The sequence below is a fragment of the Citrobacter sp. Cb041 genome (genome assembly GCF_030336655.1).
In the GTDB taxonomy this organism is placed as follows: Bacteria; Pseudomonadota; Gammaproteobacteria; order Enterobacterales; family Enterobacteriaceae; genus Citrobacter; species Citrobacter braakii.
In genome coordinates this window covers 217459-233611 of the sequence record NZ_JAOWDD010000042.1, presented here as the reverse complement: position 1 = coordinate 233611, position 16153 = coordinate 217459, and the positions used below count along the sequence as shown (strand labels likewise).

15 protein-coding genes and 2 pseudogenes are annotated in these 16153 nt (G+C 49.8%); 8 read left to right on the top strand and 9 right to left on the bottom strand.

Annotation, left to right across the window (positions count from 1 at the left end):
- Positions 1-61 precede the first annotated feature (61 nt).
- Positions 62-172, bottom strand: a pseudogene (locus tag OGV52_RS19915) (Arm DNA-binding domain-containing protein); the annotation flags it as partial.
- A gap of 337 nt (positions 173-509) precedes the next feature.
- Here OGV52_RS19915 and OGV52_RS19910 point away from each other — a divergent pair.
- Positions 510-1019: a hypothetical protein gene (locus tag OGV52_RS19910; protein WP_287109026.1), complete on the top strand. Its 510-nt coding sequence runs from the start codon at positions 510-512 to the stop codon at positions 1017-1019.
- 112 nt (positions 1020-1131) lie between these two features.
- Here OGV52_RS19910 and OGV52_RS19905 read toward each other — a convergent pair whose 3' ends face one another.
- The 8 genes and pseudogenes from OGV52_RS19905 to OGV52_RS19870 form a co-directional block, all read right to left on the bottom strand.
- Entirely contained in the window at positions 1132-2592 is a 1461-nt protein-coding gene (locus tag OGV52_RS19905; RefSeq protein ID WP_016153314.1) for a hypothetical protein, read from the bottom strand.
- Positions 2593-2645: 53 nt separating this feature from the next.
- On the bottom strand, positions 2646-4217 hold the full coding sequence (locus tag OGV52_RS19900) for an SLC13 family permease (protein WP_016153315.1): 1572 nt from the start codon (positions 4215-4217) through the stop codon (positions 2646-2648).
- Positions 4218-4274: 57 nt separating this feature from the next.
- Entirely contained in the window at positions 4275-4910 is a 636-nt protein-coding gene (locus tag OGV52_RS19895) for a hypothetical protein (protein ID WP_047389878.1), read from the bottom strand.
- Between the two features lie 37 nt (positions 4911-4947).
- Positions 4948-5418 carry a CYTH domain-containing protein gene (locus tag OGV52_RS19890; protein WP_287109023.1) on the bottom strand — a complete coding sequence of 157 codons (471 nt, stop codon included), beginning with the start codon at positions 5416-5418 and terminating at the stop codon, positions 4948-4950.
- 282 nt (positions 5419-5700) lie between these two features.
- Entirely contained in the window at positions 5701-6654 is a 954-nt protein-coding gene (locus OGV52_RS19885) for a LysR family transcriptional regulator (RefSeq protein ID WP_047389874.1), read from the bottom strand.
- A gap of 194 nt (positions 6655-6848) precedes the next feature.
- A pseudogene (locus OGV52_RS19880) lies at positions 6849-6994 on the bottom strand (IS3 family transposase); the annotation flags it as partial.
- A 465-nt stretch (positions 6995-7459) separates the two neighbouring features.
- Positions 7460-7855, bottom strand: a complete 396-nt coding sequence (locus OGV52_RS19875; RefSeq protein WP_046275293.1) for a VOC family protein — start codon at positions 7853-7855, stop codon at positions 7460-7462.
- A 669-nt stretch (positions 7856-8524) separates the two neighbouring features.
- Positions 8525-9574 (bottom strand): alpha/beta hydrolase, encoded by a 1050-nt coding sequence (locus tag OGV52_RS19870; protein WP_016153322.1) that lies wholly within the window; start codon positions 9572-9574, stop codon positions 8525-8527.
- 219 nt (positions 9575-9793) lie between these two features.
- Here OGV52_RS19870 and OGV52_RS19865 point away from each other — a divergent pair, with 219 nt between their 5' ends.
- The 7 genes from OGV52_RS19865 (at position 9794) to OGV52_RS19835 (ending at position 15905) form a co-directional block, all read left to right on the top strand.
- The gene (locus OGV52_RS19865) at positions 9794-10474 is read left to right on the top strand and encodes a heavy metal response regulator transcription factor (protein WP_287109020.1); all 681 of its coding nucleotides are present in this window, start codon (positions 9794-9796) and stop codon (positions 10472-10474) included.
- A 15-nt stretch (positions 10475-10489) separates the two neighbouring features.
- Positions 10490-11959, top strand: a complete 1470-nt coding sequence (locus OGV52_RS19860) for a heavy metal sensor histidine kinase (RefSeq protein WP_141875256.1) — start codon at positions 10490-10492, stop codon at positions 11957-11959.
- A gap of 70 nt (positions 11960-12029) precedes the next feature.
- A complete protein-coding gene (locus OGV52_RS19855; protein WP_286454664.1) occupies positions 12030-12680 on the top strand; it encodes a flavodoxin in 651 nt (216 codons plus the stop codon).
- A 51-nt stretch (positions 12681-12731) separates the two neighbouring features.
- Positions 12732-13379 (top strand): DUF4405 domain-containing protein, encoded by a 648-nt coding sequence (locus OGV52_RS19850; RefSeq protein WP_286454665.1) that lies wholly within the window; start codon positions 12732-12734, stop codon positions 13377-13379.
- A gap of 107 nt (positions 13380-13486) precedes the next feature.
- A complete protein-coding gene (locus tag OGV52_RS19845; RefSeq protein WP_047497910.1) occupies positions 13487-13966 on the top strand; it encodes a (R)-mandelonitrile lyase in 480 nt (159 codons plus the stop codon).
- Entirely contained in the window at positions 13944-14705 is a 762-nt protein-coding gene (locus tag OGV52_RS19840; protein ID WP_286454666.1) for a carboxymuconolactone decarboxylase family protein, read from the top strand. The genes OGV52_RS19845 and OGV52_RS19840 overlap by 23 nt, the downstream gene beginning before the upstream one ends.
- 135 nt (positions 14706-14840) lie before the next feature.
- Positions 14841-15905, top strand: coding sequence for an alpha/beta hydrolase (locus tag OGV52_RS19835; RefSeq protein WP_047416683.1), 1065 nt, complete (start codon positions 14841-14843; stop codon positions 15903-15905).
- Positions 15906-16153: the final 248 nt, after the last annotated feature.

Here is a 16153-nt window from a genome sequence, read left to right as displayed (position 1 = left end):
TCCCGCGAGTAGAGTGCCCCACTGCCGGGTTCTCCAACATGCAGGTTCGAAAACACACTCTTTTTCGTGCAAGAGAAGGATCGTTGCCAGCCGCGAATGTCCTTTTAGCCTCCTGACGCTGACTTCTGGCTTCAGCCAGAGAAACATCGGGGTAAACGCCAATAGCGGACAGGAATAATGAATAATACCGATCGGCACGATCGACAGAATCGATTATGAACAAGCAAATGCTTTATCGTCGGACGTGGAAAACTAATCGAAAAAGAAGGACCAGACACAGCGGCAACGTGGAAAACGGTGTGTGTAGCAGCCTACAAGGCCTGGCGGTCAATCTATTTTTGACGCAAAGAAACTAAGGTGAACTATCAGAGCAGGTTATCATTCAGATAAGCAGAATAGATTTTTTGTTTATAATTTATTATGTTAGCTTAAATTAAGACGCGGGATCGTACTCATCCTGGCTGCAATTCTGGTCTTATCTAATAGCACCACGCGTGCGGGAGGAAAAAATGAGTCAACCTGTTTATCAGAATATCGCGCAGGAAACTAAAACCTCCCTGGATGAATGCTTTGCTCAGCGGGTGATTCCTCTGGAGCAGCAGTATCTCACCGGGCTTCAGGCGCTGAGAACAACACTTTTCGGTCAGCAGGAAATGGCTGAGCTTTCACCCGCGCAGCGTGACGAGCTGACCGCCTGGGTTGACGAACTCGATCGTCGCATCATCACCTACCAAACATTGTGCACCAAATATCTGAACGCCCTTAACTCTGAGCAGCAGCGTGAATTAATGACCTTTATGCTCTTCGGCGATACCCGGACAGCACGGGCACAGAAGAATATCCAGGAACATATACAGCTGCGCAGCGAAGCCGTGAGCAGAATCAACGAGCGGCTGGCCGATCTGCACTCTCCTGAAGCGCTCGAACGTCAGCTTCAACAGCGGCTGGAAAAAGAAATCCACATCCGCCGTTTTCTTGACGAATCCACCCACTATCGCCCTGTGCGTAAAACAGGCTGAACGGTTGCTCAGCTTTTATTGCCGGATGTCGGCGTAAACACCTTATCAGGCCTACAGATGTGGAACCCGCAGGCCTGATAGCGCTGCGCCATCAGGCATTTTATCTCTGTCGTCAGCCCTCTTCGCTTTCTGATTCCCCGGCAGTAAAAACTGGTTCAATGCGCTTGATACCCGCGCTGTTAATAATGATGCGTGCCCGCTCCAGAAAACTCTCTTTGCCATCCGTCACCCGATGAATAAGGTTGATGTGATAGACCTTTTCCCCGTACAGCACCTGCTCATCATCCAGAGTCGGTAATTCATTCAGCAACTCATCGGTGTATTTCAAAAAAGGGGTGATATCCAGGCGCGTAATATCCATCACAGAACGATTCACGGCGGAAAACATCTGGTCCCCGCCGCGCAGATGAACGTGTTTGGAGTAGTGCAAAATGTCTTCGCTCAGATAATAGTTTTGAATATCCAGAATGTGCACCTTACGGCGCATCGTCCTGACGTCATCGGGTAGCTGACGCTCCCCCACAAAGACGAAAGATTCGTTGCACTTACCGACCGGAGAGCGCAGGTTTTTATAAATTATCTGCTGTCGGTCAGGTAACCAACGGCGAAATGTCGAAAACAATCGCGCCCGAAATCCCTCTTTCATTCTGTCTTTAAAGATATAGCCAATCACCATTGCGAGAAATAGTTGAAAGCTCAGCGCTCCGTATTTCCCCTGCCAAATAAACGCCACCGCCGTCGCGAAAATCATCGCAATTGCCGCGGCGATTCCGGCAATGGTATGCGCCAGAAAGGTCTCGCCTTTTTTACGCCGGATATCCAGATACATTGGACTGCTGATATATTTTTTCAGGGTATTAACGTGATAAATCACCAGTTCGTTATCCGAATTAGGTGACGGGAAAGTCCCCGGATGATTGGCTTTGCGATACAGCATCTGCTCGCGCCAGAAAATACGCAGAGTATCGTATCCCGGTGAAGGCGAAAGATCATTGAGCAATTTACGCCCATAGTGCGTCAGCATCAGTGAGAGGAATTCGTCACCATAGTCAATGATGCGTAACGCATTGACCTCAGCCACCTTTGACATTTTTATCCGCATCCGACGATAGTTATTGAGAATATCCTCTGCGGTGGCGGCGAAGCTCAGCAGCGCCTGCTCCTGTTTGTCTTCACTCAACTTGCCGATATAACGTACCTCTACGTGAAGCGCCCGTTTGAAGGTCAGGCAAAACATTTTGAGTCGGTATTCAAAACCCTGCGCAGAGGTATCTTTGCTCTGTTCGGTAATTAACCGTTCAATTGTCCCTAGCGTCTTCGGCACGCTGACGGACAATTTACGCAGCGACAGGGTGGGAGGACGCAGGCGAATATAGTTCTTCAGGTTTTGCTGAAAGGCCTGCGGCGGAAATGTCCAACGATTGATCTGCAAACTGGAAGGAAAGAATAGCCAGGTTTCAATATGGTAGTTTTCGCTTCGTAGAGGTTTGGTGCCGACTTTCTGCGGGAAAAAAATCCGCTGCTTAATTTCGATACAGCGTTTTCCTGATGCTTTTATCGTATCGCCTGGCATCTTTGCCTCCTGCAAATCAGGCGGTAATTTGAATTACCGCCTTCACATCAATGCTACCAGAGGGCGCTATTGAACCCCATCAGCGGCATGACATATTGAGTCCATAAAATCAGTAACACCCAAATAATAGCCATCTGGATAATACCATATTTGAAAGACTCACCGGTCGAGTAGTGATCGAGCAGGTAACTGATGTTTGCGGGTTTAGAGTTAAAGTAGAGCACGTAAACCTGGTTAATCAGGAATGCCATCGGCAGACAGAATCCCACCACGTCCCAGCCGAACTTTTTAGCGATACTGATAATGATCGGGAACATAATGATGGTACGTGCCGTTTTACTTTCGCTCACCAGCGTGGTGATGGCGAACACGCCGCTCAGTACGGCAAAGACCAACAGTTTGCCGCCACCTGAAGGGTCGATCTGCCATTTATCAAACAGGCTGTGAATATAGAGGCCGACGATATCCGTCTGATCGACCATTCCGCCAAGGACGTAAGCACCAAAGCTGAACATCAGCATATGCCAGGGAATGTCCGCGTCGTTCCACTTCATTACGCCCAGCGCCGGAAGTTTGCACACCGAAGGCATCAGCACAACGCAGGCACCCGCCACGGCGATAACCTCGGCACGCATACCGTGCACCCGGTCGGTCGCCCACAGCAACAGGACGATAATAAAGGTCAGCGCCGCGCGAACTTCACCCGCGCTAATCTTACCGAGCTGCGCCAGTTCCCCTTTCAGGCGATCCATGCCGCCTTCAATTTTCGGCTTAGCATCTTCTTTCTTAATGGGGAAAATCCAGCGAGTTCCGGTGTACCAGGCAATGGCACACTGAATCAGCGCCAGTGGACACAGGGCAATGAACCAGTCGCCGTAATAGACTTTGAATCCCGCCTGCTCCATCATCGCGACCGCCAGCAGGTTAGCTGCGGAACCGGTAATAAAGGCGCTGGCCGACACGTTATTCGCCAGCAGGTTCAGCAGCACCATGTTGCGCCCGACGTTATTGCGTTTTTCCCCGCCGGTCGCACCGTAGATGGCGGCGATAACCATAAACAGCGGTAACAACAGCGCCGTTTTCGCTGAGGTCGCACTGATGAACGCCCCGAGAATCAGGTTGAGTAATATAAAGCACCAGAACAGCAACGAGATATTATTCCCCATGCGTACCAACAGCCAGAGCGACATACGTTTCGCCAACCCTGTCACCACCAGAGCGCTGGCCATGATGAAGCTGGCAATGTTCAGGATCATTACTGGCTCACCCAGCATGGCAAACGCAGGACGCATCTTCATTGTGCCGGTCAGGATCACCGTGACGACCACGATAAGCGAGGTGAGATAGTTCGGAATCGCCTCCGTCAACCACAGCACCAGCGAGGCAAGAAAAATTCCCGTTGCGCTGTAACAGTTGGCCGGAGGAACTTTGGTTTGGGTATCGAACATTTCGATAGGCCCGACCCACTGTAAATGAAAGAACAGGAACAGCAGGATAGCCAGCGGCATACCGATGAATTTGATCCGCTCCATCCAGATACCGGCTTTAATCTCCTTGAATTTCTCCAGAGAATAATTGCTCATATCCAGCGGATCGAAAACTTTCTTAGCGCCTTTGTCTGACATGGCCATGTCTCCTTATGCGCCTCCATGGGCAGCAAGCTACCCATGGAGGCGTGAATTTCACATGCCAACAACCTGTCTGGCGGCTTTCAGATAATTCGTGTTAGGCAGTTCGTCGAGCCCCAGCGCCGCAACCGCTGCCTTAATTCCGGCATAATCTTCACTTTCGCAACAGGCGGTTTCGACCATCGCACCGTTAAACCATACCTGCGCGTATTCGCTGATGATGCCGTTAACGGAAAAACCGTAGCGCATTTTCTCTACCTTAACCGGTACTAAATCGCTACTGGCCCGCGCCATATTGGTAAATTCTTCCAGGGTATAGCTCTCTTTATCCAGCGCCATGTTGACCTGGAGGTGCTGCAAAATGGTGGCTAACTCCTCGCGCTGCACCGGGAATTGAAACTTGCCGCGCGGCTGGAAGATCTCATAGCCTTCAGGGGTTTCGCCGGTTTTCGTTTTGATATCCAGCAGACCGTCGCGGACTTTAACGTTAACCGTATCGGTATGTAGCGACAGAAAGTAGGTCTCTTCCGGCATCTTACGAGCCTTAAATAATGTGGCTTTGGCATCCCACATTTTTTCTTTTACCCGTTCGATAATGCCGTGGCCGAATACGCGGAACTCCGCGCGAGGAATGATTTTTTCAGCGTCGCTCGACGACGTGGCGGTATTCTTATCCATATGCGTAGCCATTGTAATTCTCCTGTTCCATTAAGAATGGTGAATGCCGCTATTTATCCCATTCGGTAAAAGGATGGGCGACCAGATTGGAGTTGAAGTAGCGCGGATCGCCGCTCACCTCTTCACAAATCCACTCGGGTTTATCGAACTGCTGCTCTTCACTTTTCAATTCCACTTCTGCGACGATCAGTCCGGCGTTAACCCCCATAAATTCGTCGATTTCCCACACCACATCACCCACCGGGATTTTGTAGCGTTTCTTTTCGATAATGGGACGCTCTGCCAGCTCATCCAGCATGGCACAGCAATCGGCATACGGAATTTCGTATTCATATTCAGTTCGCGTTGCAGAAACGGTAACTCCCTTGATGGTCAGGAACGCCTTATCGTTTATCGTCCGGATACGAACAGTTCTCTCTTTTATACTGCTGAGATATCCCTGACGATAAACGGTTCCCTCTGCAAGTGCGCGCCACTGCTCTGAGCACACCAGGAATTTCCTTTCAATTTCTTTAGCCATCTTAAGCCTCTCATTGTCGGAACATCTGTCGATAGTTATTCACTATCTCTCTTAATTGACTCCATATTAGGCAGGCTTCTGGCAGGATTAAAAATTGTAAATCAGTATCAGACCTATAAGCTCAGTTTATAGATTGATGTCGATCACATTTATTATTTTCTCATTAATTTTAGAGAGTTAAATTTGATAGGGGCGTAAACAATGTGTTCGGCTTATAGGCTGTTTTTTTTCAAACATAAGCGTATGAGTCCTTGTTTTATCAAGGATAATGAACAATGCCACTTAGCGATGATTATGGAATATATTTTCCAGCAGCTCAGGAAAACTCCCCCACTCATTATCTGGAGTATCATCATAAAGCAGTGAAATAAAGCCGAGGGCGGCGCGGGACAGTGAGTGCTCCCCCTGGTAAACAAGGTAGTAATCTACCGCGAGATTAAAACCTTTGACATGAAGTTCAACCAGCTCACCGCTGTTCAGCTCATCGGATATCGCCAGATGAGGAATCACGGTTACGCCATAACCGCTGCCGATAAGCCGTTTAGTCGCCTCCAGATTAGAGAGCGTCACACGGTTTTGCGGAGCGGTGTTCGCTGAGTGACGTTTAAACCACGAATTTATTTTGGCTCTTATCCGCGTTCCTTTCTCACGCATAATGAAAGGTGATTGTAGTAATTCATCCGGACTCATATCCCGCCCGGCACATGTCGCCAGGGGGGAGTGCTTGCCCACCACTACTTTGTAGTTTTCCCGATGCAGAAATACCTGTTGTAACGGAGAGCGAATTACGGAACGTCCGGCAAAACCGATCTCAACCTCGCCGCTGGCGACCAGTTCCGCAATGTGGTGCGAGTTACCGGTCAGAATTTCCAGTTCAATTCCCGGAAAGCGTTCGTGGAAACGCTGAATAAAACGCGTGAGATAGTAAGTGCCCATCACGCCCGTCGCCCCGATGGTCAGACGGCCTACCTGTAGTTTACTGATGTCCTGAAACACGCTCTGTACTTCATCAAAAAGATGAAAAATACGCTGTGTGTATTCAAACAGGACTTCGCCTTCTTTGGTTAAACTAATTTGCCGACGGGAACGATCGAATAATGACACCTTCAGATAGCTTTCCAGTGCCTGGATCTGCATGCTGATGGCGGGCTGAGATAAAAAGAGTGCCTGTGCGGCCTTAGTAAAACTGCCGCTGATAACAACCTGGTTGAACGTCTTAAAATGGTCAATATCCATATTTAGGTACCAGCGGTTAGAGGTGCGTTTAACGATTCTGAATATGAATATACCGAATTAACACAGAAAAAGCAGGGGAGCATCCGTTCGTTTTACTGGATGACGTATTCCGGAAACCGCATGAGAAAAGGTGATAATGCCTCGCTGTCTCTAAAAGCCGAAGCGCATCCACGCAAACAGGGCGTTACCATTGTTATACGTACCTGTTCCGGGGTTATAGGGGAGGCTTTTGGCATTTTACACTGTCGTTCATCCCGCAGCTGCAACGGTGTAGTTCTGGCCAAGGACCAGTTTGAGCGGATTCGCGTTTAAACTCTGCGCTGAAATACCTTTTTTTCATTGGGACACCTGTATTGTTCTGAGATGAGCATATCACCTCTGCTCAGGTGGCCAAATTCAATAAACCACTACAGTAGAAATAAAAGGGATTTTGCGAATTTAGCTAAAGGTGGTTAAGTAATAAGTGAATTAGCTCAGTTATATTATCAGGTGATAATAACCATTATTTGCAAGTAAAGAGTTAAAGTCGAAATTGCAATTTTCTGCAGGTAGACCAATGACGCTTTCTTTTGGCATTCGAAATTTTTATATTTCCGATCCAGGGGGAATCTGCTTGAAATAGGAAGCACGAACGAGAAATTAGGGGGCGCATGACGGAACAGTTGCAGACATGCTGACCTCAGCTATACAGAGGTGTCATATATGGCGATAGCCAAAACGTCTGCAGTCCCCAACGAGCTTAGTGTTAGTCCGGATAACCGTGTATCAACAGTCGGGTGTTATGCCTCAAGTAATGACACACCTGTTAGCCTCCAAGCGGCGTAAATAACTCAATCAAGTTTTCCTCCGGATCGTACAGATGAACCACTCTCACACCCCATTCTGGCATATCCATTGGCTCGTTAATGAATTTAATCCCTTTTAACGAATAGGCCTCAAAGCTTTCATCTACATTATCAACCTCGAAACAAACCATTGATTTTTCGCGATATATTATCGATTTTTCTCTGTCAGCATTTCCAATAATTGGGGCCATCAGATCAGAAGTAAAGATAGCAAGACCTTCTATACCTTCGGCGACTTTGAAGCTGGCATAGCAATCTTCAATATCCCAGACAGCTTCCAAACCAAGCTTCTGGGTGTAGAAATTGAAACATTTGCGGTAATCTTTGACTAACAGTCTTACATTGTTGAATTTCATATATTTTCCCTTATATATTACATAAACCACAAAACGCAAGTTTGAGCATCTGAGCGTGACTATTAATTTGGCTTATCAGAGATAAGCTCTGTCAAAATTCAGATATATCATCCTGGTGCTCCTTTGTATTCCTGAAAGTGTGATTATTCCAGTTCTGTTCCTGTATATTCTCTCATTGAGCTTATTGTTTGCGTTGACGACATCAGATTATAGCTTTTCTTAGCAAGTTAAAAGGTGTGTATCTGACTAATAGCACAACCGTGTTTGCATTTTCCCGCAGTGACCGTCCTGCAAGTAACCTGAAAGGCGTCGGGTATTAGCACTTAACGCCTTAAGTATTATTTTAAAGTTTTTTCCGACGAACAAGTCGCCTGAAGAGGAGAACGCCCGCCTCAAGAAGCTGCATGCCGAAGCCATGCTGGATAAGGATGCACTCAATGCCGTAATGCTAAACCTAAAGTTGGCCTGGACCACGAAGTAAAACCTTACAGGCAAATAATAATCCTCAGATGTCCCTGCCGTTTTATGAATTTCATTCATAGCGGCTATTTAATGTGCGTAATTATCTTTCCTCCCGACTTCGTTAGTCTTGGTCACATGCGGACACACTCATTATGTCCTGATATGACCAGCCTGAGTGGCTGGCCAAAGGTATCGTCTGATAGGGGGTTAAATACTCTTATCGAAGAAGACGTCCAGCTTTTGCAAAGCCTTGTCGACGTACTCAGGAACCCAATACGTCTCGATATGGGTAGCGCCATCGATCAAGAAGAGTTCTTTGTCTTTTGTACCGGTGGCTTTCGCAAACGCATCTTCCGTCATATAGAGCGTGTCGGCTTTTGTACCAGCAATCATCAGCAGCGGTTTATTGATGAGATTGATATGGTCCGTAACGTCAAAACTCATCAAATCTAACAGGCTACTTGTCGTGTATTTAAACGTAGAGTTCGGGTGCGCGTGAGTTTTCCAGTAGTACTCATAGCCCTGTCGATATAAGGCAAAAGGTAACTTAGCGATCTGTTCATCAGTCAGATTGGCATCACCGGAGTACAGGACTTCGCCTCCGGAAGCTTCCTGAGCACGTGCGTCAGAAGCCTGCTGAAGACGCTGCTGAATAGTATCCAGCTGTGAGTCCTGAAAACCGTTGCGGCGCACCAGGCCTGAATTAAACATGCTGATGGTTGCGATCGATTTAAACCGTTGATCCGTTTCGGCCGCAACAAGTGAATAACCGCCGCCTCCGCAAATACCCAGCAGTCCGAGGCGGGAAGTATCCACTCCCGGATACTGGCTGATGTAGTCAGCCATGCCGTGGATATCCTCGATGCGATTAGCGGGTTTATCCACGCTGCGAGGCATCCCACCGCTCGCGCCCTGATAAGCCGCGTCGGCAGTAATCGTGATGTAGCCCTGTTCGGCGAGACGCTGGGCATACAATCCTGCGACCTGCTCTTTTACGCCGCCATTCGGATGTGCAACCACCACGGCAGGGTATTTTTTGGCGGGATCGTAGTTAGCAGGGGTATAGACATTCGCAGCTATCTGAATGCCATGCAGATCGTACTTCACCGGATGAATGTTGACCTTGCCTTTGACGTTCTCAGTGATGGCACCGTCATAGGCCAGGGTGAATGGATTTTTTTTGTAATCAGCCGCATTGACTGAGGTGGCCCCGGTTATTGCCGTGAGCAGTATTGCAGTTAACAGATTGAATTTCATGGTCTCTCCCGATGAGTTTCAGGCTTGCGGATTTAAATGTGCAGACTCAGGTTAAAGAGAGAGGCCTGTCAGCATCGTGACAGGTAAATAACATTTTTGTCAGCAAGCAGGCTGAGATGGCTTCATGTTTCTGACAATGCTGTCAGGTAAGCGTCAGCTTTATGTTGGCAATCAAGAGGCAGAATAAGCCCGATTGAACAGTTAAGAGGAAATCCCGTTATGCGCCTGTTGCTAGTCGAAGATGAAGAAAAAACGTCAACCTATCTCACCCGTGCGTTGAGTGAATCCGGATTTACGGTAGATGTCTCTGCAGATGGCGCTGAAGGTCTTCATTACGCGCTGGAGCTTGACTACGACGCGATAATCCTTGATGTGATGCTGCCGGGGATGGATGGCTACCGGGTACTTGAGGGGGTGCGAGCCGTCAAACAGACGCCGGTACTAATGCTCTCGGCCCGCGGTTCGGTCGACGAGCGCGTCAAAGGGCTTCGGCTTGGCGCGGATGATTATCTCCCCAAGCCCTTTTCGCTGATTGAACTGGTGGCGCGAATTCAGGCTCTGGTGCGTCGCCGCTCCACGGATGGCGCAGACATCACCCAGCTGCAAATTCACGATCTGCATCTCGACCTGCTGGCGCGCCGCGTATTTCGCGCCGGAACGCGACTGGAGTTGACCGCGAAAGAGTTTTCCCTGTTGAGTCTTCTGGCCCGGCATCAGGGGGAGATCCTGTCAAAAATGATGATTGCTGAGCAGATATGGGACATGAATTTTGACAGCGATGCCAATGTGGTTGAAGTCGCCATTAAACGTCTGCGAGCCAAAGTGGATACCCCGTTCGACGTCAAACTGTTACATACCGTTCGTGGCATGGGGTATGTCCTCGAAGTCCGGTCGGAATAAATGAAGAGGCTCAGCATGCCTAAACGTTCCATCTCCGTTCACCTGGCGCTGATGTTTGCCTTATCCGCGCTGCTGATTGTGTCCGTTATCGGTATCCTGCTGAGAAGCTCTTTGCATGACTCTTTGCAAAAGCAGATGCACAACGAACTGTTGTTCCGGGAATCATTAATGAGTCCGTGGATCGCCGCACGAACCTCGGCTGACGGCTGGTCGACGTTGGCTAATAAATTTACTCTGCTAACCAATTCTGAAGGTGAGCGCGTTCGTTACTGGATAGTGAGCGATAACCCGCGCTTTAGCATGGGGGGAATACCACCGGTGGGCGTTCAGTGGTCTTCTTTGCAGGAGGGATTTAATAAAGTGCCCGGCGCATCGGAAGGTGCATGCTCACTGTTCCTGTTAGTGAAAACCATCCCCGCCAACGGTGAAAGGCCTGAGCTGCACTATGTGGTTGCCATCGACTCTACGCCGTATATGGGCACACTTGATGCGTTCACACGGACGCTGCTGATTATTGCCGCGCTGGGCGTACTGATTGTCGCCTTACTGGGATACGTTGTTTCACGGATTGGCCTGCGTCCGGTGGGCATGCTCAGTCAGCAGGCACAACACCTTGCACCAGGTGACCATGGCCAGCGCCTGAATACCCGCGCGTTGCCCGAAGAACTGCAGCAACTGGCATCATCATTTAACGGTGTGTTAGAGCGTCAGGAAATCGCCTGGCGACAGCTCGAGAGCTTTAATGCCGATGTTGCGCATGAACTTCGTACCCCGCTGACTAACCTGATCGGCCAGACGCAACTCGGGCTATCACGGCGACGTTCACATGATGAACTGGAAGAGTTATTGGGTTCAAACCTGGAGGAGCTTGAACGCATGACGTCGATAGTTAACGACATGCTGTTCCTGTCTCATGCGCACGCGGGTGAACATGCTTCCCAGCTTACGCAAGTCTCCCTGCGAGAAGAAACCCTGAAAACAGCGGAATATGTTGAACCCTCTTTTGCTGAAAAACAGCTTTCGCTGGAGGTTGAGGGCGACGTCACGGCGCATATCGACAGGCGGCTGTTTCACCGTTCACTGGCTAATTTGCTGGAAAATAGCGCCAGGCATTCCCCCTCCAATAGCACGGTTACGGTGCGCTTAAGCGAAAAAGGCAATCAAGCTTGTGTAGACGTTTCTAACCCTGGCGATCCGATAGCGCCAGAGCACTTACACCGGCTTTTCGAACGGTTCTATCGTGTTGACACCTCCCGAGCCAGGAGTGATACCCATCATGGGCTGGGCCTGTCGATCGTCCGTGCCGTCGCCATTATGCACCGGGGAGATGTCTTTGCCCGTAGCGAGAACGGTATCAATACCTTTGGCCTGACGTTTGCTAAACAGCCTGACGCTATCCGAACCGGGAGACTGATTTCAGAGACAAAATCGGGATCTCCGCGCGCAAAGACTTCTGACAAAATTGTCAGAGAGTCGTCAGTCTGATGTCAGGCTATCTGCGCCAGAATCACTGCTGATACTCACCACGGCTGATTGAAGGAATGAAACAGTGAGAATGAAAAAGGTATTTAGCGGGTTTCTGGCGATGATGGTCATGGGGCTTCTGGGGCAGCCCGCGTTCGCATCAGAGGATTTATCCGCACACGCCCGCACGCTGATTATCTACTTTTCACAGCCAGAGGAGATGAAACCTGGTGCCGTGGATGGTTTTTCCGGGGCCAGCGTATTACAAAAAAATACGCCGGAGACCGGCAGCACGCAGTTTATTGCGCAACTGATTCAGAAGCAGACTCACGGCGACCTGTTTCGCATTGAAACCGCCACTCCCTACCCTCGCCAGCATGATGCACTTTTGCGCGTTGCCGAAAAGGAACAGCAAACGAAAGCCAGACCCTCGCTAAAAACGCCGCTCCCTGACCTGAGCGATTACGACACCATTTACGTCGGCTACCCCATCTGGTGGTATACCATGCCAATGGTGATATACAGCCTCTTTGAGCAAAATGACTTTGCAGGCAAAACGGTCGTTCCCTTTACCACCCATGGTGGCAGCAGGTTAGCCGACTCCCTGCGAGAAATTGCTCGCATGCAGCCACAGGCCAAATTAATCACTCGTGCGCTCGCGATCTCGCGCAACGATATTTCAGCTCCTGACGTACCCGCGCAGGTTGAGCAATGGGTAAAACAAGTCCAGCCACAGCGTTAATCCCTCGACATGAAGAAAATTTATATTTTCCAGGTCATGCAGGATGCGCTGATGACCTTACTTCTGCTGGTATTGATGGGATTTCACCTTCACGGTGAAATCGTGCATGAATGGGCGGGTATTATTTTTATGCTGCTCATCATGCTGCATTTATATCTTAACCGGCATCGCTTGTGGTCACTGTCGCCCAATATTCCGTTAACCATGCTGGTAGTTAACAGAATCATTAATGCAGTGACATTCGTTGTCATTCTGACCGCGATTGTCTCGGGCATGATGCTGTCCCGACATATCCTTCTGGACCAGGCGTTCCACAACCCGGCGAGCTGGGTCAGGAAAGTACACATGACGTCGGTCCACTGGGGAATGCTCATTCTGGCGCTGCATATCGGGTTGCACTGGAAAATGCTGGCGACCTTTTTCTGCCGGGTCCTGAACATCTCCAGCAATTCATTCTTTGCAAATGTCATGATGCCGGGAGTTTTTTCGCTAATAGCTCTACTGGGATTGTACGAATTACTGAACCAGGACTATCTCGATTATTTGTTGATAAAGGTCGATTTCTCCTTTTTCGATTACGATGAATCTGCCCTTCTTTTTTATCTACGCTACCTGGCCATTATTGTTTTATTTTCATTAATGACACGGTTTTCGCTTTGGTGCCTTATTTTTAGAAAAGACAAAGCAGCGTCACCATAATAAGGGTTAACTGACAGAATTGTCAGGCTGGCGTCAGTCTGACGACATCTCCCCCTGATTAGAATCATTGCAGACCCTCTCCATCATTGTAGATAAGGACGCTTTGCATGATCAGACATTTACGTTACCTCGGGCTGTTACTGCCCCTCTTTACGTTTTCATCCTGGGCGGCGGAGCAAAATCCCGCTGTCCATATCGCCACCGCCGGAAGCCAGAATGCGGTGTACGGGCCAGCAGAGAACTTTACCGGTCGCGTCCGGGTTGATCCTCTCTTCAAACCAGATAACGAAATTAGCGTTTCCGGGGCTTATGTCACCTTTGAGCCAGGTGCTCGTTCCGCCTGGCATACGCATCCGGCAGGCCAGCGGCTGATTGTGACCTCGGGAGTTGGGCTTACCCAACAAGAAGGCCAGCCGGTGCAGGTCATCCGCGCTGGCGACGTTGTCTCTTGCCCGGCGGGCGTCAAACACTGGCACGGGGCAGCCCCCGGCAGCGCAATGACGCACCTGGCGATAACCGGGATTGTGGATGGCAAAAGCGTTAACTGGATGGAGAAAGTGACAGATGAACAATACCACGCCCATTAAGGCATTAACGGCAGCGGTACTGCTGACCTTTGGTTTAGGTCTCACGGCACATGCTGCGCCCGTCAATAAAGGAGCCTCAGAAATGAACCACGAACAAACGGTTTCAGATACGCTGTCAGCTCGCCAGCAAGCCATCCCGTTGATTGCGGCATCAATGGCCAGCAGTCAGATGGATAAGCTGAATGCGGCACTGAATCAGGGGCTTGATGCAGGACTCACGATAAACGAGACCAAAGAGATTCTCGTCCAGCTTTATGCCTATACGGGATTTCCCCGTAGCCTGAACGCGCTGAATGAACTGATGAAAGTCGTCGAAGCACGTAAACAACGAGGCGTTGAAGACGTTGAAGGTAAAGAGCCGGTCGCCGCCATCCCTGTCGGAGATGAGCTTCGCCGTGTCGGTACCGCAAACCAGACTAAAATCTCCGGCGCCCCCGTCCAGGGACCTCTGTTTGATTTTGCCCCGGTCATTAATCAATTCCTACAAACGCATCTGTTCGGCGACATTTTCGCCCGCGATAACCTCGACTGGCAAAGCCGCGAGCTGGCAACGGTTGGCGCATTAGCCGCCACGCCGGGCGTTGAAGCTCAGCTGTTATCGCATACGCGAGCCAGCATGCGAGTCGGCCTGACGGCAGCGCAACTGCGCCAACTGGCACAAGTTCTTCGTGAAAATGGCGAAGAAGATGCGGCTACGCGGGCGGAACAGGCGCTGCAACGGGCGTTAACAAACAGTTAGGCGTTGGTTTGAGACGATACGGTGCTAATCCTCCGCATTCATGAGTCTGCCAAATAAGGGCAATCAAAGGTGCTAAATAATTCACGCTGACAACTCAGATATGATTGAACGGCAAACATAACAGAGGATGTAATCTTGAAAACTGTCTTAAAAACGCTGGCCATCTGCGCGATGGCGGGTGGCATGGTGGCTCAGTCGGTATACGCCGAGCCGCTGGTCATTCAGGAACAAGGAAGCTTTTCTGCTGGTGGCACTATCATCACCGCACCAGGGAAATTTGACGCGAAAACGCCGCTGGACTCTGCGGGTCAAACCTGGCATGGCGATCATGCGTCTGTGTTCTACCAAATTCCGGAAAATCCGCATAAATACCCTATCGTCATGCTGCACGGCGCAGGTCAGTTCTCCCGCACCTGGGAAACCACGCCGGATGGTCGCGAAGGGTTCCAGAACATATTCCTGCGTCGTGGATTCTCAACTTATCTTGTCGATCAGCCCCGCCGGGGCAGCGCCGGGCGCACGACGGTAGAAGGTACGGTTACGCCTAAACCGGATGAACAGATGTGGTTTAACCAGTTCCGCGTTGGCGTGTGGCCGGAGTATTTTCAGGGCGTTCAGTTTTCTCACGATAAAGAAGCGCTAAATCAGTATTTCCGTCAGATGACCCCGAATACCGGGCCGTTTGATATCAATGTTATCTCTGATGCGATGTCCGCCGTCGTGGATAAATCCGGCCCGGCTATCCTTTTCACCCACTCTCAGGGTGGCGGACCAGGCTGGTACACGGCGATGAAAAACGACAAGGTCAAAGCGATTGTCGCCTTCGAGCCTGGTAGCAGCTTTGTCTTCCCGGAGAAAGAGCTCCCTGCCCCAATGCCAAGCGCGTTCGACACGCTGAAGGGTGAACCGGTGCCGATGGAGCAGTTTATGGCACTGACTAAAATTCCGATTCTGATTATTTACGGCGATAACATCCCGGATAAACCTGTCGCCATGCCCGCGCAGGACAGCTGGCGCGTGCGTCTGGCAATGGCTCGCGAGTGGCGTGACGTGGTGAACAAGCATGGCGGGGATGTCACTGTGACGCATCTGCCTGAGGAAGGAATCAAAGGGAATACCCACTTCCCGTTCTCGGATCTGAATAACGTGCAGATTGCTGATATGGTGAGTAAATTCCTGAAGGAGAAAGACCTGCAATAGAAAGAGATAATATTGAGCCTTCATTATTGAGGGCTCAATACAATCATCAGTTATATCAAAAAAATAAAATGGGGGCGTGACGGTCTGTTTTGCGCAAAAATGAAAAGACAACTTCCGAACTCGCGGCTGTTCATTCAGGATTTTACAAACAAGCTCATTATTCCCACGGCCAGGGCGCTATAGAAAAGCAACTGATACAGATTCGTCGGCACGTCTGTCCATTTTCTAACGATGCCCAGCGCGACCAC